The 19236-nt window shown below is 61.3% G+C and carries 16 protein-coding genes and 1 riboswitch; of the genes, 5 read left to right on the forward strand and 11 right to left on the reverse strand.

Features of this window, described 5'->3' with window-relative positions; translation table 11 throughout:
- Window positions 1–181 precede the first annotated feature (181 nt).
- Both KI613_RS00155 and KI613_RS00160 read left to right on the forward strand, forming a co-directional pair.
- The gene (locus KI613_RS00155) at window positions 182–2164 is read left to right on the forward strand and encodes a primosomal protein N' (RefSeq protein ID WP_226403216.1); all 1983 of its coding nucleotides are present in this window, start codon (window positions 182–184) and stop codon (window positions 2162–2164) included.
- Window positions 2165–2235: 71 nt separating this feature from the next.
- Window positions 2236–3219: a hypothetical protein gene (locus KI613_RS00160; protein ID WP_226403217.1), complete on the forward strand. Its 984-nt coding sequence runs from the start codon at window positions 2236–2238 to the stop codon at window positions 3217–3219.
- Here the strand turns inward: KI613_RS00160 and KI613_RS00165 are convergent.
- From KI613_RS00165 to KI613_RS00180, 4 genes are read right to left on the reverse strand one after another with little or no spacing between them, the layout of a single operon-like run.
- Entirely contained in the window at window positions 3163–4380 is a 1218-nt protein-coding gene (locus tag KI613_RS00165) for an MFS transporter (protein WP_226403218.1), read from the reverse strand. The two genes, KI613_RS00160 and KI613_RS00165, sit on opposite strands and share 57 nt — an antisense overlap.
- A complete protein-coding gene (locus KI613_RS00170) occupies window positions 4377–5081 on the reverse strand; it encodes an MOSC domain-containing protein (RefSeq protein ID WP_226403219.1) in 705 nt (234 codons plus the stop codon). Before KI613_RS00170 ends, KI613_RS00165 begins: the two co-directional genes overlap by 4 nt.
- Window positions 5082–5099: 18 nt before the next feature.
- Complete coding sequence (locus KI613_RS00175; RefSeq protein WP_226403220.1) at window positions 5100–5993, reverse strand: ROK family protein; 894 nt, start codon at window positions 5991–5993, stop codon at window positions 5100–5102.
- On the reverse strand, window positions 5993–6643 hold the full coding sequence (locus KI613_RS00180) for a methyltransferase domain-containing protein (protein WP_226403221.1): 651 nt from the start codon (window positions 6641–6643) through the stop codon (window positions 5993–5995). The genes KI613_RS00175 and KI613_RS00180 overlap by 1 nt, the downstream gene beginning before the upstream one ends.
- An 81-nt stretch (window positions 6644–6724) precedes the next feature.
- On the opposite strand from KI613_RS00180, the gene KI613_RS00185 reads away from it, so the two are divergent.
- Window positions 6725–7063, forward strand: coding sequence for a DUF1840 family protein (locus KI613_RS00185; protein WP_226403222.1), 339 nt, complete (start codon window positions 6725–6727; stop codon window positions 7061–7063).
- An 8-nt stretch (window positions 7064–7071) separates the two neighbouring features.
- Here KI613_RS00185 and KI613_RS00190 read toward each other — a convergent pair whose 3' ends face one another.
- Window positions 7072–7446, reverse strand: coding sequence for an Hpt domain-containing protein (locus tag KI613_RS00190; RefSeq protein WP_226403223.1), 375 nt, complete (start codon window positions 7444–7446; stop codon window positions 7072–7074).
- Between the two features lie 124 nt (window positions 7447–7570).
- A complete protein-coding gene (locus KI613_RS00195) occupies window positions 7571–8140 on the reverse strand; it encodes a hypothetical protein (RefSeq protein WP_226403224.1) in 570 nt (189 codons plus the stop codon).
- Between the two features lie 55 nt (window positions 8141–8195).
- On the opposite strand from KI613_RS00195, the gene KI613_RS00200 reads away from it, so the two are divergent.
- The gene (locus tag KI613_RS00200) at window positions 8196–8963 is read left to right on the forward strand and encodes an N-acetylmuramoyl-L-alanine amidase family protein (protein ID WP_226403225.1); all 768 of its coding nucleotides are present in this window, start codon (window positions 8196–8198) and stop codon (window positions 8961–8963) included.
- Here KI613_RS00200 and murB read toward each other — a convergent pair.
- Window positions 8938–9951 (reverse strand): UDP-N-acetylmuramate dehydrogenase, encoded by a 1014-nt coding sequence (murB, locus tag KI613_RS00205; protein WP_226403226.1) that lies wholly within the window; start codon window positions 9949–9951, stop codon window positions 8938–8940. The two genes, KI613_RS00200 and murB, sit on opposite strands and share 26 nt — an antisense overlap.
- A 150-nt stretch (window positions 9952–10101) precedes the next feature.
- Here murB and KI613_RS00210 point away from each other — a divergent pair, with 150 nt between their 5' ends.
- Window positions 10102–11820: an ABC transporter ATP-binding protein/permease gene (locus KI613_RS00210; RefSeq protein WP_226403227.1), complete on the forward strand. Its 1719-nt coding sequence runs from the start codon at window positions 10102–10104 to the stop codon at window positions 11818–11820.
- Between the two features lie 18 nt (window positions 11821–11838).
- Here KI613_RS00210 and metH read toward each other — a convergent pair whose 3' ends face one another.
- The 4 genes from metH to KI613_RS00230 all read right to left on the reverse strand — a co-directional run bounded on the left by metH (window position 11839) and on the right by KI613_RS00230 (window position 19122).
- The gene (gene metH, locus KI613_RS00215; protein ID WP_226403228.1) at window positions 11839–15501 is read right to left on the reverse strand and encodes a methionine synthase; all 3663 of its coding nucleotides are present in this window, start codon (window positions 15499–15501) and stop codon (window positions 11839–11841) included.
- Between the two features lie 68 nt (window positions 15502–15569).
- A riboswitch (S-adenosyl-L-homocysteine riboswitch) is annotated at window positions 15570–15656 on the reverse strand.
- A 558-nt stretch (window positions 15657–16214) separates the two neighbouring features.
- On the reverse strand, window positions 16215–16658 hold the full coding sequence (locus KI613_RS00220; protein WP_226403229.1) for a MaoC family dehydratase: 444 nt from the start codon (window positions 16656–16658) through the stop codon (window positions 16215–16217).
- Between the two features lie 125 nt (window positions 16659–16783).
- A complete protein-coding gene (locus KI613_RS00225) occupies window positions 16784–18178 on the reverse strand; it encodes an MFS transporter (RefSeq protein ID WP_226403230.1) in 1395 nt (464 codons plus the stop codon).
- A gap of 143 nt (window positions 18179–18321) precedes the next feature.
- Window positions 18322–19122, reverse strand: coding sequence for an SDR family NAD(P)-dependent oxidoreductase (locus KI613_RS00230; RefSeq protein WP_226403231.1), 801 nt, complete (start codon window positions 19120–19122; stop codon window positions 18322–18324).
- Window positions 19123–19236: the final 114 nt, after the last annotated feature.

Consider the following 19236-nt stretch of genomic DNA (forward strand, 5'->3'; position numbering starts at 1 on the left):
AGTGATGTTGCTCAATATTTCGGCAGAGTGACGGAATCCTTACCAAACCGTTACCTGACGCCAAAGTCAAAAAGAAATCCACAAAGTTATCCACAGTTTTTGTGGACAACTCAAAAACCCCGGTTTTGGGTCGCAATAAATCCGATTTTCTGGAGAAATAACGGCTTTGGCCGCTAAATCCATGCCCGTTTTGCGCGTCGCCCTCGATTTGCCGTTACATCGCCTTTTTGATTATGTGGCCGAAACAGCGTCGACCGCAGATATCGGCTACAGGGTTCGCGTGCCATTCGGGCGGGGCGAGAAACTCGGGGTTATCGTCGATGTCGTCGCCGAAAGTGACTGGCCAATCGATCAGTTGAAGCAGGCGGTCGAAATATTGCGCGACTTGCCGCCACTGCCAGCAGATTTTTTTCGGCTCTGTGAATTTGCAAGTACTTACTATCAGGCAGCCTACGGTGAAGTTGTGCTTCAGGCTTTGCCGGTTGGACTCAAACGGCTTGATCCGCCGGACCGGCGCAGCGGACGCGCCACGCGAAAGCCGGAGCCAATCAAGCCCCCGGCCCTGACCGATGAGCAAGCCACGGCCTTGGCTGCCATCGATCCAGCCGCGGGTTTTTCCGTGCATCTGCTGCATGGCGTGACCGGCAGCGGCAAAACCGAGGTTTATCTTCGCCTGGTTGAGCAGGCATTGGCGGCTGGTCGGCAAGCTTTGTTGCTGGTCCCGGAAATCAACCTGACGCCGCAACTGGAGGGCCGGGTTCGGGCGCGCTTTCCCGAGGCGGGCGTCGTTTCCCTGCATAGCGAACTGGCCGAGGCGGCGCGCGAGCGCAACTGGCGGGCGGCTTTTGCCGGCGAGGCGAGCATCATTCTTGGTACCAGGCTTTCCATCTTTACGCCGCTCCCCCAGCTCGGCCTGATCGTCATTGATGAAGAGCACGATCCATCGTTCAAGCAGCAGGACGGCATGCGTTATTCGGCGCGCGACGTTGGCGTTTTCCGGGCGCACCAGCTTGGCATTCCCATTCTGCTCGGCTCGGCGACGCCGTCGCTGGAGTCGTGGGCGAACGCGCAGGGTGGGCGTTATGGCCTGCTGACCCTGAATCAGCGCGCCAATCCGGAGGCGACACTGCCGGCGGTCCACATCATCAATACGCGCAAAATGGTCTTGAAGGAGGGGGTCAGCGAGCCGTTGATTGCCGCCATCAAGGAGCGTCTGGCGCGCGGCGAGCAGAGCCTTGTCTTCCTCAACCGCCGTGGTTACGCGCCGGTGCTGGCCTGCCCGGCCTGCGGCTGGATATCGCGCTGTACGCGCTGTGCAGCCAACATGGTCTTGCACCTGGCTGACCGCCGTCTGCGCTGCCATCATTGCGGCTGCGAACACCGTGTTCCGAAGGCCTGCCCGACCTGCGGCAATCAGGATATCCATCCCTTCGGGCGGGGTACGCAACGGCTTGAAGTCTGGTTGCAGGAGCAGTTTCCCGAAGCGCGCATCCTGCGTGTCGACCGCGATTCCGTGAAGAGTCGCAAGCAGTGGGAAGCGATGCTTGAGCTCATCCATGGTGGTCAGGCCGACATTCTGGTTGGCACCCAGATGCTGGCCAAGGGCCACGATTTTCCCAAGCTGACGCTGGTCGGTGCGCTCGGTGCCGATGCCGCCCTGTACGCCGCCGACTGGCGGGCGCCGGAGCGCCTGTTCGCCCAGTTGATGCAGGTCGCCGGCCGGGCCGGGCGGGCCGAATTGAAGGGTGAAGTGCTGATTCAGACCGAGTATCCGGATCACCCGCTGTTTGCCGCGTTGGCTGAGCACGACTACCCGGGATTCGCCGCCCAGCAACTCAAGGAGCGCGAGCAAGCCGGCTTCCCGCCCTATGCCTTCCAGGCCGTGCTGCGCGCCGAGGCGCCGGAGATGGCCGACTCCATCGCTTTCCTCAACGTCGCCGCCGCCTTGCCGCTGATCGGCGAGCACGAGAATGTCATGATCTATGACCCGGTGCCGATGAAACTGGCCCGGCTGGCCAATCTGGAACGTGGCCAGTTGCTCGCCGAATCCTGTTCACGCCCGGCCTTGCAGAATTTCCTGCCGCGCTGGCGGGAGGCAATTGAGGGGATCAAAGCGCCATCGAAACTGCGCTGGCACATCGAGGTTGATCCGCTGGAGTTCTGAGTTAACTGGTGTCGACGGTTTCGGCACGCCCCTTGCAGTGGAGTTATTCCAATCCGCGTAAGGAGTTCATCATGAAGATTCAGGAATCGAACGTTCAACTGTCGGCTACTCACGAAGCCACGCGTAGCCATTCGCTGGAGACGACCACGGAGCGAGAGTTTCGGGGCATTTTCGATCATTTGGCGCTGCGCCCGGATGAGGGGCGGATGGCCGAGCGACAGAACTTCCAGAAGCTTTTGCAATCGCTGATCGATGCGATCATGGCGGCAATGGATGGCAAGAAAGTCGAGGAAAAGTTTGCCGCCGGCGAAACGGTGCCGGCTCAGCCGGCAGTGGCCAAAAGCGGCCCCGAAATCGGCTGGCAGCGGACGATCCGGGAAAGCGTAACCGAGTCTGAAAAGACCACGGTGTGTGGCAACGGCAAGGTGACGACCTGCGATGGCAAAGTGATTGAATTCGATTACGCGCTGGCCATGGAGCGCAATTACGCCAGCGAGAAGGTCGAAGAAGAGAGCGGCACAGTCAAGCTGAGTGATCCGTTGATGCTCAGTTTCAACGGCATGGCCTGCGAGCTGACCGAGGATTGCATCAGCTTCGATCTGAATGCCGATGGCACTGCCGAGCAGATTCCCGGCATCGGCAAGGGTAGCGGCTATCTGGTTCTGGACCGGAACGGCAACGGCAAGGCGGACGATGGCAGTGAATTGTTCGGCGTGGCCAGCGGCAATGGTTTCGCCGACCTGGCCAAACTCGATAGCGACCAGAACGGCTGGGTCGATGAGGCCGACGCCGCTTTCAGCCAGCTCGGCATATGGTCGGGCGACGGTTTCGGCTCGCTCAAGCAGCAGGGCGTCGGGGCGCTCTTCACTTCTGCGGTCAACGCGGAATTTTCGCTAAAAACGAAATCCAACGAACTGCTCGGGCAGATTCGGGCGGCCGGCCTTTACCTTTCCGAGGCGGGGGAGGTCGGCCACATGCAGCAGGTCGACCTCGTTGTCTCAGACTTGCCGGGGGGGTCTGAGCATCCAGAGCAGGGCCAGAAACTGGCCGCCTAGGAGCGTGAAGAAGGCGGTGCGGAAAGCGGCATCGCCAGCCCAGCCTTGAGCCTGCAGCGCATCGACGAGTATCCCGATGCCCCATTGCAGGCCGAAGGCACCGGCAAATACCAGCAGATTGAGGGCGGTGTTCGCCCGCCCGGAAAGCGCCGACGGGAAGGCTTGGGCGACCAGCGAATAGGAAACGTTGGAGAGTGAAAAACAGGCGCCGAGGACAGGCCACAGCAGGTTGCCGGCGAAGGTGGGCAGGCTGCTGATCAGGGCGAGCAGGCTGATGGCGACGATCATGGAAGTGCGATAGATGGTGTCAAGCTTGATGCCGCGGTGGACCAGTCGGGTGGCGAAGAAGCCCATGAACAGGAAGCCGGCCAGCATGGCGCCGCTCATCCAGGTCAGGCGTGCGGCAATCGCCGCGCCTTCGAGCCCCTCCATTACCGTCATCCAGCGCGCTACCCAGAGGCCCTGGACGGCCATGAAGCCGCCGGTGAACCAGAAGCCCATTGGGGCGTAGCGCCAAAAATGGGTGCTGGAGAAAATGCTCTTGACCCCCGCCAGCTGCGCGGCCAGGCCGGTGCCGCCGGTCTCACCCGACTTGTCGGGAGCGACCAACCAGATCGTGGCAGCGACGGCCAGCGTAGCCCCGGCCAAGCCGAAGGCGATTTCCTGCCAGGTGGCAAAGCCGAGTGCGAGTTCGAGAGGCTTCGAAGCGGCCAGAGCGCCAAGACCGCCCGAGGCCATGATCCAGCCGGTCAGCGAGGCTTGCCGTTCGAGCGGGAACCACTGGGCGAAAGCCTTGAAGGAGGCCATCAGGCAGGCCGAAACGCCGAGGCCGATCATGGCGCGGCCAATGGCCAGGCCGCCAAGCTCATCGGACAGCGCAAAAACGGCGGCCCCAGCGGCGGCGAAGAGCAGCAGGCCGGCCTCGACGCGACGCGGGCCGAAGCGGTCGAGCAACATGCCGAGCGGCAGCTGGGCGGCACCGAAGGCGAGAAAATAGGTGCTGGTCAGCAAGCCAAGCGCGTTGTCGCCGAGATTCAGTTCGCGGGCGAGAACCGGCCCGATGACGGCGTTGGCTGTCCGGTAAAGATAGGACAGGAAATAGCCTGCGGCAAAGGGCAGGAATAGCCTGATCCAAAGGCGGCGCGCGTCGATGTGGTTCATTGGTTCTCGGGTTTCACGTGGAACGCCACCGGCATGGGCGACGTCTTTTCTGGATTTTTTCGGAGCCATTCGACACGCGCGGTGATCTTTTGTTGCCAGTTTTTGGCGATGCCGGGACTGGCCGCGAGTTTTTCAAGGTCGGCGAGGGCGGGGCGGTGGGCCTGCCAGCACAGCATCGCTTCGGCCAGCGTGAAGCTGCCATCCGCCGCATACAGTAGTTCCAGCGTATCGCTTGGCGCCACGCGGCCGGGTTTGACGACTCGCCAGTACCAGCCGGTCAGGCGATGCTCGGCGATGAAGGCAGCCATGCCGTCGCTGGCGAAACGTTCATCGATTTTCCAGCACGGATTGCGCGGCTGGCAAACCTGCAGCTCGGCGTTGCCGAGGCGCCAGATGTCACCGATCCGGACATCGTTTTCGTCAAGTTCAGGCGTCGAGATATTTTCACCGAGGCTGCCGATAACGAGTTGTCGGGCGGCCTCCGGAAAGCGTTCGGCGAGCTTGGCGTAATGGCGCGCCGGGTAGAGGTGGACGGCTTTTTCCGGGCCACCGTGCACCCGTCGGTCGGCCTGCTCGTCGCCGACGAAGCCTTCGGGGCCGAGTTCGAGCGGGCCGCCGGCCGGCTGCTTGTACATGCCGGTCGGGCGACCGGACTCAGGGAGCGGGCGGATGCCGCCGATGAAGAGGGAGACGTGGGCCATGGTCGCCGGATTTTGCCATCAATTCCAGAGCCATGCTGCGCCGCGCACCCCCGAGGAATCCCCATGTTTCGGCGGCAGGAATTTTGTGCTGAATCCATCCGAAAAAATGTGCGGACGGCAAGTGTCCGGCAGGTTGCGGTAAAGCCGCTGCATGTTTGATAGCCCACCACCGATCACAATGACTTGCGGGTCGAGGAGGTTGATGACGCCAGCCAGGGCTCGACCAAGCCGCTCTTCGTAGCGCTGCAGCGAGGCTTCGCAGCCGGCGTCGCCATCGGCAGCACGGCGGTCGATTTCGCTGGCAGTCAGTGTTTGCCCGGTGTGGCGGCGATGGTCGGCGGCTAGCGCCGGGCCGGAAAGATAGGCTTCGGTGCAGCCGGTGCGGCCGCAGTAGCAGGGCGGCAAGGGCAGGTCGTCGCCGCTCGGCAGGGGTAGCGGATTGTGGCCCCATTCGCCGGCGATGGCGTTGGCGCCGGTCAGCACCTGGCGCCTGATGACGATGCCGCCGCCGACGCCGGTGCCGAGAATGATGCCGAAAACGATCTCGGCATCCTGCCCGCTGCCGTCGACAGCTTCGGACAGCGCAAAGCAGTTGGCGTCGTTGGCCAGGCGGATTTCACGCTGGAGCAGGGCCTGCAAGTCGCGTTTCAGGGGCTTGCCGATCAGGCAGGTCGAGTTGGCATTCTTGATCAGGCCGGTGGCCAGCGATTCGGCACCCGGGATGCCGATGCCGACCGTGCCCCGTTGTCCAAGGCTGTTTTCGACGCTTTCGACCAGCCCGGCGATGGACATCAGCGTCGCCAGGTAGTCGCCTTGTGGTGTCGGGATACGCTGGCGCAGCAATTCTCGGCCATCGTCGGCCAAGGCGATGATCTCGGTCTTGGTCCCGCCGAGGTCGACTCCGAGGCGCATCAGACGCGAACGGCGACGCCCTTGACGTTGCCGTAGGTGGTCGTCAGCGTGCGCAGGACGCTGGCGCCGGCTTCGAGCAACAGCATGAAGAGGTTGCGTTCGGTGTACAGGCAGACCGGTTGGTGTAATTCGTATTTTTTGGCAAGCGCCGGAGAGAGCTCGGCGAAACGCTGATCAATTGTCTTCTCGCCGGGGGCATAGCCTTCACCTAGTTCGGAATGCAGGCCGAGGACGGAGATATAAAGCTTGCCGCCGATCTTCAGTTTCAGCAGCAGCTTCCGGACAACGACGCGAGCTTCGTCATAGGGCATGGCGCACAGGCCACGGCGACTGATGATGATATCGAAGGGCTCGCTTGGCAGGTCGTCAGGCAGATCCGGCAGGGTGCAGGCAGTAAAGGCAATTTCGTCGCGATGTCCCGCTGCGAGAATTCTGCCCTCGATTTCCTGATGTACATCGGGATGGTCGGCAACGACAACCTGGGCACCGAGCCGGGCGAATTTGATGGCGGTTTCGCAGCGCTTGTCGGGGAGAATCAACACCGAAACACGCCGATCGAAACGATGACGCTTGACGCATTCTTCCAACGCATAGCGCTCAAGCTCGTCAGCCCCTGTCTCTAGCGGATTGGCGTTAATATTTGTTGTCATGATCGTTGTCTCCCTCCGGTTCATTGTGCCCAAGGCGGGGCGGCGTGACAACCGGGAATCCATGCAGGGAAAGGAAAAACAATGTTAGTCCGCTTTTATTCCAGTGAGACCGGGGAATTGCTGATGTTCGCCGAGGCGGCCCGACCGCTGTTGCAGGCGCTCGGCAAGGCAACCACGGCGCGGGGAACCTTTACGTTGGCCGAGATGGCGCCGGCCGCGCAGACCTTGCGTGAGGCGGTGAAACGGGCCGAGGCACCACCGCCGCCACCGGATGAGGACGAACGGGATGAGACGGGGAAAAAGAAGGAGCCGGTCGTCGCCATGAGCCAGCGTGCCTGGCCGTTGATCGATATGCTTGAGCGGACCGGCAAGGGCGGGCCGAAAGCGAATATCGTCTGGGAAGCGTCAGCCGATTTTTGAAAATGCGGTCAGGTGGTCGATTCGATGCCGAAGCCGACCGCTATTCCATCGATAACCGTGCGCAGATCTTGTTCAAATTTGGCGAACACGGCAGCGGAAGGTGTTTGGCCGTCGCGTAATACTTGTTCGAGGTCTTTGGCCGCGTTTTGCAGGTCCCGGGCACCGATTGTTCCGGCTAGTCCCTTGGCGCTGTGGGCGTGCCGTTCAGCACTCTCGAAATCCCCGCTGGCCAGCGTGGCGTGAATGAGCAGTGGGGCGTCGATCAGACGGGCGTGAAAATCGCGCAGGATTTTTTCGTAAAGCGCCGGCTTGTTCATCATGCGTCTGAGACCGTCGGCCTTGTCGATGCCGGGCAGGTCCGGCAGTCCGTCACCGGAAGTCATGAACGTGCTCTCCGGTATCGGCAGGGGGCTTCCAGTGCATTCATTTCGGGTATCCCGGTATCCTGTGTTCGACATCTTCATGTTAGCGTCATTGAGCACTTACTTCAATGTGGGAGTACCCTGCCTAGAAAAGTTCGATGTCGTCGCTCTTTTCCTTCATTTCCGCCATGAACTTGTCGACGGCTTCCTGCACCGGCATGCCTCGCATGACCGCTTCGAACATGGCGATTTCCTCGCGCGTCGTATATTTGGTCCGGATCTTGTCCTGCAGCGAAACCCATTCGCCGGGGTTGTACAGGCGCCGACCATCGGCCACCAAATCGCTCAGGTCGCCGAGGCTGATGCCGACATGGGCCAGACGCTGGACCAGCTTGTCGTAGAACTGGAAGGCGATAATGGCCTGATGGACCATGCCGGAAACGTGTTCGGAAACGCCACTGAGACTTTGTTTGGCGACGCCGACTTCGCCGTGGTCGGGCAGGGTCTGGATGGTGTCGGAAATCGTCCGCATGTAGCTGGCCATGGTCGTGAAGGAATCGGTCAGCACCTCGACCGAGCTGTCGCTGTCCTTCATCGCGGCTTCGATCTGGACGGCGGAGAGTTCGAGCATCAGTACGGTTTCGCGGACCTGACTCCAGTTCAGATCGGGCATGTGGGCGCTGGTGCCGCGCGGATGGATAAGCTCTTTACTCATTGTTTTGCTCCCCTGGCTGGCCGGAAACTATAGCGCAAAAGTTGCCGGCGGTTCCATGGTCGCAGCGGCTTTCCCGCTCGGACTGGCGACTTGGCGCGATAATCGGCCCATGGTTTTCAAGTACGTTTTCATTTTTGCCGTTTTTTTCCGGTTGACCGCAGCAATTGCCGCACCGCCACTGATTGCCATCGATGTCGGCCACGGTGGCGGCGATGGCGGGGCGACGAGCGCTCGCGGCCGTCCGGAATTCGCCTTCAACCGGGAATTCGCCGGGGTTCTTGCCGGGATCATGCGCGAGCGCGGTCAGGGCGTGCGTGAAGTCAATTTTGCCGGCGACATCGGCCGCCTGATCGCCCGACCCGAGCAGGCGGCGGGCAGCGATTTTTTCATCTCGATCCACCATGACTCGATTGACCAGTCATGGCTCAAACCATGGGTGTGGGAGGGGAGCGAGCAGACTTACACCGAGGTCAAGCGCGGCTATGGGATTTTCGTTTCGGCGCAGAATCCGGATCCGGAAACCAGCCTGCGTTGCGCGTCGAGCATCGGCGCCATGCTGCGTCGGGCGGGCTTTACGCCGTCGACCTGGCACGGCCGCCGGCATCTGGCGGCCGATGCGGAAAACGGTGTCTGGTATTACGACAACCTCGTCGTGCTCTACCGGACGAGCTTGCCGGCCGTTCTCTTCGAGGCCGGCGTCATCAAGCACAAGGAAGAGGAACTGGAACTGGCCGATCCCGTGCGTCAGGCCAGGATGGCCGATGCGTTGGCGACCGGCATCGCCGCCTGCCTGTTCGTTACAGGAAAATCGGCTCAGGAGTGAGGGCGACGCCGAATTTGGCTTTTACGTCGGCCTGAACCGCGGCCATCGTGCGCTTCACGTCGTCACCTGTTGCCCCGCCGCGATTGACCAGGACCAGCGCCTGCTTTTCGTACATGCCGACCGGGCCGAGATTCTTGCCCTTCCAGCCGGCCTGCTCGATGAGCCAGCCGGCCGCCAGTTTGACCCGGCCATCGGGTTGCGGGTAGCGCGGCAGCGTCGGGAAATCGGCGGCCAGCGCCTCGGCCAGCGCCGGCTCGACAACCGGATTATGGAAAAAACTGCCCGTGTTCGGAATGATCGCCGGATCGGGCAACTTGCGCTGGCGGACGGCGATGATGGCGTTGGCGACATCCTGCGCTGTCGGCGTGGCGATCTTTTGCGCCGCCAGTTCCTGATTCACGTCGGCATAACGCAGGTTGGGCGTCCATGCTTTCGGGAGTCGGAAAATGACTGAGGTGATCGCCATCCGCCCGTTCAAATGCCAGCCTTCCTGCTTGAAAACGCTGTCGCGATAGCCAAAACGGCAGTTGCTACGGTCAACCGGAAAAAACACCTGTTTTTGAAAGTCCCAGGCGGTCAGCGAATGGAAGCACTCGCCGACTTCCAGCCCGTAGGCGCCGATATTCTGGATCGGCGCCGCGCCGACCGTGCCGGGAATCAGACTGAGGTTCTCCAGCCCCGGCCAGCCTTGCTGCACGGTCCATTGCACGAAGTCGTGCCAGTTCTCGCCGGCCCCGGCTTCGATGTAGAAGGCCTCGCCATCTTCCTTCAGCAAACGCTTGCCGGGAATGGCCATGTGCAGGACAAGGCCATCGAAATCGCCGGTCAGCACCAGATTGCTCCCAGCGCCGAGGATGAAGCGGGTTTGGCCGGCCAGCTCAGGCGCCGCCAGTTGTTCGGGGGCGGTGATTTTTTGGTAGGCAGCCGCCTGGCCGGGCAGGGCCAGGGTGTTGAAGGGGGTCAGGTCGACGTTCAGGGCGGAATTCATAGGCGGGATTTTCGTCGATTTCGGGCCTTGTTTGGGGTTTGCCTGGCGTTCGCTTGGCGGCTTGACCAGGGCATAACCCTGAGAGTAAAACATGATCAACAGACGGGAACCGATTTCCGGCCCGCCTGGACAGACCACGGCGATCAAACAATGAAGCCTCCTGACCGGCATCTCTGGCACCGATTCTGGGCCATAGCCTCGCCTTACTGGCGTCTGGATGAAAAGCTCAAGGCCTGGGGATTGCTCACCCTGCTTGTTCTGCTGCTGCTTGGCCAGACCCGCTTTGCCGTTCTGTTCAACGAGCAGACCGGGGAATTCACCTCGGCGCTGGCGGCGCGCGACGAGGAGCGTTTCTGGACGTCGATCAAGTTTTGTCTGTGGCTTCTGATCGCTGCCGTACCGATTTACGCCCTTTATTATTTCGTCCGGGACACGCTGGGTATCCACTGGCGGCGCTGGCTGACCCACCGCTTTCTCGACAGCTATTTCAGCCACCGGCATTTCTACGAACTGAATGCCAATGCCGGCATCGACAATCCCGATCAGCGCGTCGCCGAAGACATCAATACCTTCACCCAGCGCTCGCTCTATTTCCTGCTCATTTTCATCGGCTCGGTGCTGCAACTGGTCGCTTTCAGCACCGTGCTGTGGTCGATTTCGCGTGAGCTGGTCTATTTCCTGATCTTCTACGCCACGGCCGGCACCCTGGTGACCATTTTCGTCTTCGGCAACCGGCTGATGAACCTCAATTTCCATCAGTTACGCCGCGAGGCCGATTTTCGCTTCAGCCTCGTGCGCATTCGCGAAAATGCCGAATCGATTGCCCTGTACCGTGGCGAAGGGCAGGAACTGCAGCAGGTAAGGCAGCGTTTCGCCGCCGCCTTCAAGAATTTCAAGCGCCTGATTCGCAGCCAGCTTGGGCTCAATTTCTTCCAGCACGCCTACGGCCTGGCGACCATTGTTCTGCCCAGCGCCATCATCGCCTCGCGGGTGCTCTCGGGCGAGCTCGAAGTAGGGCGGGCGATCCAGGCCGCCGGTGCCTTTGCCGCCGTGCTCGCCGCCTTCTCGCTGATCGTCGAGAATTTCGAGAGCCTGAGCCGCTTTGCAGCTGGTGTCGACCGGCTCGATGCCCTGGCCCGCTTCCTTCCCGGCCATCCGTCCGGGCATGCCGGCAATGCCAGCACCATCCTGTCGGTTGATGCCGCGCACCTGACTCTTGATAACGTCACCCTGCAGACGCCCAACTACGAGCGAACGCTGATCCAGAATCTGTCCATCGACATCCGGCCCGGTGAAAACCTGATGATTGTCGGCCAGAGCGGTAGCGGCAAAAGCTCGCTGCTGCGCGCCATTGCCGGCCTCTGGTACGCCGGCAGCGGCACCATTTTCCGGCCGCCGCCCAACGACATCCTGTTTCTGCCCCAGCAGCCCTACATGCTGCTCGGCACCCTGCGCAGTCAGCTGCTCTACCCGCACAAGGGCCGTTCGTTTTCCGATGCGCAACTGCTCAAGGTGCTGGAAAGGGTGAATCTGCCCGATCTGGCCAACCGCTTTGGCGGGCTGGATACCGAGATGGACTGGCAAAAAGTGCTGTCAGTCGGTGAGCAGCAACGTCTGGCCTTTGCCCGTATCCTGCTCAGCAAACCCCGCTTCGCCATTCTCGACGAAGCGACCAGCGCCCTCGACAGCGCCAACGAGACGGCGCTTTACCAGCAGCTACTGCAAATGAATACGACGCTGATCAGCGTTGCCCACCGCCCGGCCATCCTCAAATACCACAAGCAGGTGCTTGAGCTGGTTGGCGATACCCGGTGGCAGTTCTACGCTGCCGAGGCGTATTGCTTCAAGCCGGACGACGCCGATAATTAGGCATCGTCCGTTTGAGAATCACAGCAACGGTGCCAGCCAGTATTCTGCGTCCTTGATTGACATGCCCTTGCGCTTGGCCCAGTCCTCCAGCTGATCGCGGCCGATCTTCGGAATGGCAAAGTAAGTCGCGCCCGGATGGCCGATATAGAAGCCGGACACCGCCGCCGCTGGTGTCATGGCACAGGATTCGGTCAGTTCCATGCCGGCGTTGGCCGGGGCATCGAGCAGCGCGAACAGTTCGCGCTTGGCGGTATGGTCCGGGCAGGCCGGGTAGCCGGGGGCGGGGCGGATGCCCTTGTATTGCTCGTTGATCAGTTCCGCATTGGAGAACGCTTCATCGTTGGCATAGCCCCAGTATTGGGTGCGGATTTGCAGATGCAGCCATTCGGCCGTGGCTTCGGCCAGACGGTCGGCCAGCGACTTGAGCATGATTGCCGAGTAGTCGTCGTTAGCGGCCTCGAAGGCGGCGACGCGCTCTTCGATGCGATGGCCGGCGGTGACGGCAAAGGCGCCGACGTAGTCGCGTTCGCCGACAAAATCGGCGAGCGCCAGATTGAAGCGGCCCTTTGGCTGTTTATGCTGCTGGCGCAGCCCGACCCAGCGGGTCAGTTCGGTCGTCCGTGATTCATCGGCGTAGATGATGATGTCTTCATTTTCTGCGCTGGCCGGGTAGAGGCCGAAGACGGCTCGGGCCGACAGCCAGTTTTCACTGACGATCTTGGCCAGCATGGCCTTTGCATCGGCGAACAATTGACGGGCCGTTTCGCCGACCGTCTCATTCTCGAGGATGGCCGGATAGCGACCGGCCAGATCCCAACTCTGGAAGAACGGTGTCCAGTCGATGAGCAGTGACAGATCGGCTAGGCTCGGGTTGAGGGTTTGCAGCCCGAGCTGTTTCGGGATGGTCGGCGAGAACGGCTCGTTCCACGTGAAACGGTTGGCACGGGCTTCTTCCAGCGTCACCATCGTGGCGCCCTTGCGGCCGGCGTGCTCAGCCCGCACGGCCTTGTACTCGGCGACAATTTCGGCCATGTAGCCGTCGCGCTGATCGACCGAGAGCAGCTTGGTGGCGACGCCGACGGCGCGCGAGGCATCCGGTACGTAAACGACGGCGCCATCGGTGTTGGGGGCGATCTTGATCGCCGTGTGGGCGCGGCTGGTCGTCGCGCCGCCGATGAGCAGGGGCTGCTTCATGTTCAGGCGCTGCATTTCGCTGGCAACGTGGGCCATTTCTTCGAGCGACGGGGTGATCAGGCCGGACAGCCCGATGATGTCGACGCGATGTTCGAGCGCGGCTTTCAGGATGTTGTCACAACTGACCATGACGCCGAGGTCGACCACGTCGTAGCCGTTGCAGCCGAGGACGACGCCGACGATGTTCTTGCCGATGTCGTGCACGTCGCCCTTGACCGTCGCCATGAGAATCTTGCCCTTGCTGCCCAGCCCGGTGCGGGTCTTTTCCGCTTCGATGTAGGGCAGCAGGTGGGCCACCGCCTGCTTCATGACGCGGGCTGATTTGACGACCTGCGGCAGGAACATCTTGCCGGCGCCGAACAGGTCGCCGACGTGGTTCATGCCGGCCATCAGCGGGCCTTCGATGACGGAAAGCGGCGGCTTGCCTTCTGCTTCAAGCTGGGCGCGCACCTCTTCGGTATCGGCCACGACGAAATCGGTGATGCCCTTGATCAGCGCGTGCTCCAAACGCTTTTCCACGGATTGCTCACGCCACGAAAGATCAGGCCCAGTGTCCTTGGCCTTGCCTTCCTTGACCGTCTGGGCGAAATCGACCAACGCTTCGCCGGCGTTCGGGTTGCGGTTGAGGACCACATCCTCGACCTTCTCTCGCAATTCCGGCTCGAGATCGTCGTAGATGCCGAGCATGCCGGCATTGACGATGCCCATGGTCATGCCGGCCTTGATGGCGTGATAGAGGAAAACGGTGTGGATCGCCTCGCGCACGGCATCGTTGCCGCGGAAAGAAAACGACACGTTGGAAACACCGCCGGAAATGTGGGCGTGCGGCAGGTTTTGCTTGATCCAGCGCACCGACTCGATGAAATCGACGGCGTAGTTGTCGTGTTCCGGAATGCCGGTGGCGATGGCGAAAATGTTCGGGTCGAAAATGATGTCTTCAGCCGGGAAACCGATGCTCAGCAGCAGGTCGTAGGCGCGCTTCGAAATCTCGGTCTTGCGGGCAAAGGTGTCGGCCTGACCCTTCTCGTCGAAGGCCATGACGATCACCGCGGCGCCGTAGCGGCGGGCGAGGCGGGCCTGTTCGATGAACTTCGCTTCGCCTTCCTTCATCGAGATCGAATTGACGATGCCCTTGCCCTGGATGCACTTGAGGCCGGCTTCGATGACTTCCCATTTCGACGAGTCGATCATGATCGGCACGCGGGAGATGTCCGGCTCCGAGGCGATCAGCTTGAGGAAGCGGTCCATGGCGGCGATCGAGTCGAGCATCGCCTCGTCCATGTTGATGTCGATGACCTGCGCGCCGTTTTCGACCTGCTGGCGGGCGACGGCCAGCGCGTCGTCGAAGCGGCCTTCGAGGATCATCCGTGCGAAAGCCTTGGAGCCGGTGACATTGGTCCGCTCGCCGACGTTCACGTAGAGCGAATCGGCGCCGACGTTGAACGGCTCGAGCCCGGACAGGCGCAGCTTCTTTTCGATTTTCGGCACTTTTCTCGGGTTGACCGTGGCAACCCGTTCGGCGATGGCCTTGATGTGCTCGGGCGAGGTGCCGCAGCAGCCGCCGACGATATTGACGATGCCGCTCTTCGCCCAGCTCTCGATTTCATCGGCCAGCATCTCGGCTGTCTCGTCGTAGCCGCCGAAGGCATTGGGCAGGCCGGCGTTCGGGTGAGCCGAGACGTAGCAGTCGCAGACGCGCGACAGTTCCTCGACATACTGGCGCAGTTCCTTGGCGCCGAGCGCACAGTTCAGGCCGAAGGACACCGGCTTGATGTGCGACAGCGAATTCCAGAACGCCTCGGCCGTCTGGCCGGACAGCGTGCGGCCGGAAGCGTCGGTAATCGTCCCGGAAATCATCACCGGCCAGCGCCGGCCGGCGGCATCGAAGAACTTCTCGATGGCGAACAGCGCGGCCTTGGCGTTGAGCGTGTCGAAAATGGTTTCGACCAGAAGGATGTCGGCGCCGCCGTCGGTCAGGCCGCGGATCGCTTCGAGGTAATCGGTGACCAGCGCGTCGAAGCTGACATTGCGGTAGCCAGGGTCGTTGACGTCGGGCGAGATCGACGCCGTGCGGCTGGTCGGGCCGAGGACGCCGGCGACGAAGCGCGGCTTGGCCCGGTTGGCGGCGGTGAATTCGTCACATAGCTCGCGGGCCAGCGCGGCACCGGCATGGTTCAGCTCATAAACGATGGGTTCGAGCTTGTAGTCGGCCTGCGACACGGCGGTCGAGTTGAAGGTGCAGGTCTCGAGAATGTCGGCCCCGGCTTCGAGGTAGTCGCGGTGAATGCCGCCGATGACGTCCGGCCGGGTCAGCACGAGCAGGTCATTGTTGCCCTTGAGGTCGTGCCCGTGATCCTTGAAGCGCTCGCCGCGATAGTCGGCTTCCTGCAATCCGTGGCGCTGGATCATGGTGCCCATGGCGCCGTCGAGGACGAGCATTTTCTGGGCAAGCAGGGCGGAAAGTTCGGCGGTACGGTCAGGCTGCATGGATCACCTCGGCAAAGCAAAATTACGCCGGGCACGCCGCAAAAACGAACGGCGCCACAAACCGGCTGGGTTTGCGAGCGCCGTTGATCATTGCCGAGCCTGGCCCCATGAATTCACGCTAAAGGCATGAAAGGGTCGCAGCGCTCCTCGGCAGAGGCACGTAGTTTAACGAGCCTTGTTCGTGCTGCCAAGTTAAGCAACTGATTATGCGGAAAAGCTTGGCTCGGTAGCTGTGCTTGTTTCGCAGGTGGAAATTGCGAGGCTTTCGGGAGTTTTCCGGGCGCTAGAAAGCGCCGCCACGTTCTGGCGATTGCTGATCGGCGAGTTCTCGGCCAATCCGGCCATTGGCCTATGACGCTCAATCAGGCGACAATATGTCGGTTACCTGCCGTTCAACTGACAACGCTTCTGAGCGGCAGCTTTCCTATCCAGCGAATACGAACTCCGTGCCCATTGCAACTCTTCGAACTACAGTTAGCAGAATGGCAGATAGCAAATAACTGTAATCATTCGAAACGACTGCTGACTGGCAAGTCAGCCGTTGGCAGCCAGCGCGGGTGCGCCCGTTTATCGATTTTTAATCGAGCGCCAGCCAGAAAATATGGACGATGTTTGCAACGACAAAGTACTCTAAGCCATGCACTGAATGGAGTTTCTCCCCTTGATTTTCCAATAAATTCGATCTGATTTGGAATGCAGGCTTATTGGACGGGTCAGGATAAGCGCCGCGGTACCACAAGATTACCGATGAACACCTGCACCGCTTCTCCGTCTTGATTTAACGTCGTTGTTCTAAGCTTGACCAGTCCTTGGTTGGGGCGAGATTTCGAGGGACGCACCTCAAGCACTTCACTTTCCACTCGCAATTCGTCCCCTGGATGGACCGGACGTGGCCAGCGGAGCTCGTCGAAACCGGCTCCGATTATGCCGCCGGCGGGTTTGAACTCGCTGCCGACCAGCAGTCGCATGGTGACCGCGGCGGTGTGCCAACCACTGGCTGCCAAGCCACCGAATATCGAATTCCGCGCCGCCGATTCATCAAGATGAAAGGGTTGCGGATCAAACTCTGTCGCAAAGGACTTAATCCGGTCCGCGTCTATGCGCAGGCGACCTGAGCGAAATAGCTGCCCCACGGTGATATCTTCAAGATAAAGCATGGTTGCCGACTCCTGTTGTTTAAAATTCATAGGAAAACAAGTTAAAGGATATCCGTTCCTGCGTAGCGCTCGAGCAGGTCAATGACCATGCGGAACAGCTCATCAACTTGACCTGAGCGGTATCCTTATTTGCTTTGACGCGGTTTGGTGCGCACTCCGAAACAGAGTATCAAGGTGAGCAGCGCAAGGCCGGCGTAACTCAGACTCAGGGTCTTGAAATTGGCAAGACTCAGGCTTTCATGTCCGACCAGAACGATAGTGAGGGCGACGCCAAGCGCGTTGCCGAATTGCCGCACCGCTTGATTTACGGCACTACCGGAGCCGTACTGATGGCCGGGAAGAGTCGCTACGGCCGCTCCGGACAGCGAGGGTAGTGCCATGCCGACGCCGATGCCGGTAAGCAACTGGCTGGGCAGCCAGTGCAGCAGATACTGCGGGTCTTCCCCCGGTACGGTAGCTTGCCAAAGTCCGCCTATGGCCAGCAGCAAGCACCCCGCGACCAACAGGGGGCGATGCCCCGCCCTTGCTGCAATCCGGCCCGACAGAATGGCCACCGGAACCACCATGAGCGGCCCGGGTGTGATGGCCAGGCCAGCGACGGGCAAGGTGTAATGCCAGATCCCGGTCATGAAAAAGAAAAAGCCGAAAAACATCATCGAGAAGGCCATCCCGAAAACCAACGTAGCAAGATTGACCGCCCGGTAGCTCGGGTTGGCGAAAAGGCGCATGTCCAGCGCTGGATGTGGGTGATGCCGTGCCCAGCGAGTGAATCCCCAAAGCGTCAGGACGCCGAGAAAACTGCCACCGAGCACCTGCAGGTTATTCCAACCATGCGACTCGATGCGGACAACGGCCCAGGTCAGGACGGCCACGCCGGCGATGAGCATCAGCACGCCGAGCATGTCCGGTGGTGGCACGTTCTTTCCCGCGCGGGATTCGGTCAGCAAAGTCCGGGCGCGCCAGATAGACCACAGAGCAGGCGGCAGGTTGATGAAGAAGGCCCAGCGCCAGCCCAGGTTGTCGACCAGGAATGAGCCCAAGCTAGGCCCAATGGCCGCAGCCAGGCCGCCCACGGCGCCCCACAGGCTGACTGCGACGGATCGCTTCTCTATCGGAAAGGCTTCCAGCACGATGGCCAGCGAAGCCGGTGTCAGCAGGGCCGCACCCAGGGCCTGAAACACGCGGGCGGCTACCAGCCAGTAGATACCGGGAGCCAGCCCGCAGGCCAGCGAGGCGAGAAGAAAGAGGCCAACCCCGGCGATGAAGATGCGCTTGCGGCCGTGGTTGTCGGCGAGCTTGCCGGCCGGCACCAGCATGGCCGCATAGACCACCGTATAGGCATTGAGCACCCACGACGCGTCGGCGGCGCTGCTCTCGGGAAAGCTCTCGCGCAGCCGTGCAAAGGCGGCGAAGAGTACGGTGGAGTCGATCGAGACCAGGAAGACGGCGACACAGGCCGTAAAGAAGACTGGCCAGGGCGAGGTGGTCGCCGGCTGCTTGGGAGGTGGGTTGGTGGTCACTGGCACCTCATCGGACGGGATCGGCACATCCCTCGACTGGCTGGGGACGCGGCCGTCATGTAGGCGGCTGCGGGAAGAGGGTTGATAAATCGCATGACAATTCCTCTTGTGACTGTGAATACGCGCCAGTCGGGGCTAGGGCTTTAGTGGGTGATCCGATAGCGTGCAGCGACTTGGTTGCTGGAAAGATGCGCCGACATTGCCTGGCGGGCGGCCTCGTAGGCATCCCATTCTTCGACCGCATGCAACGAGGGAATGGTGACCAGTTCGCCGCGGTCGAAACCGACCAGCGCGGCATCGACCAGGTCTTCGGCGCGCATGACGATCTGCGCTGGCAGGTTTTCCACCGGCAGGCCGCCGGTGGCCCAGAAGTCGGTGGCTGTAGCGCCGGGCAGGACGGCCTGCACACGAACGCCCTTGTTGGCTAACTCGTGATGCAGCGACTGACTGAAGGCCAGCACGAAGGCCTTGCTGCCGCCATAGACACCGTTGAGCTGTTCTGGCGCGATGCCGACAACGGAGGAGATATTGATCACGGCGCCCTTGCCTCGTGCCACGAAGCCCGGTGCGGCAGCGTAGGTCAGGCGCATCGGCGCCGTGACATTGAGCGCGATCAATTGCGTCATGTACTCGATGTTGCTTTGTAGCAGAGGTGTATGCGTGCCAATGCCGGCGTTATTGAGCAAAAGGGTGATGCTGGCATCTGTTCGTAGTTTGGCTTCGACGGTGGCGAGTTGGGCGGCATCGGCAAGGTCGGCGGCGATGACCTCGACGACCTGACGGGTTTCGGTGGTGATGTGCTCGGCCAGGCTGTTGAGGCGGTCGCGGTTGCGAGCGACCAGAATAAGGTCGTAACCGCGCCGGGCGAGGCGCTCGGCATAGATTGCGCCGATGCCGGAAGAAGCGCCGGTGATGAGGGCAGTACCTTGATGGGCTTGCGTCATGATCTAACTCCCGGTGGTTGAGGGGGGTTGTGAATCGATGACTGCATGTTAGGAGCTATTGAGAGTGGCGCAAATGACGTATATAGTCAGCATTTAGGACATTGCAAAAAAGGA

The organism is Ferribacterium limneticum, assembly GCF_020510585.1.
Lineage (GTDB): Bacteria > Pseudomonadota > Gammaproteobacteria > Burkholderiales > Rhodocyclaceae > Azonexus.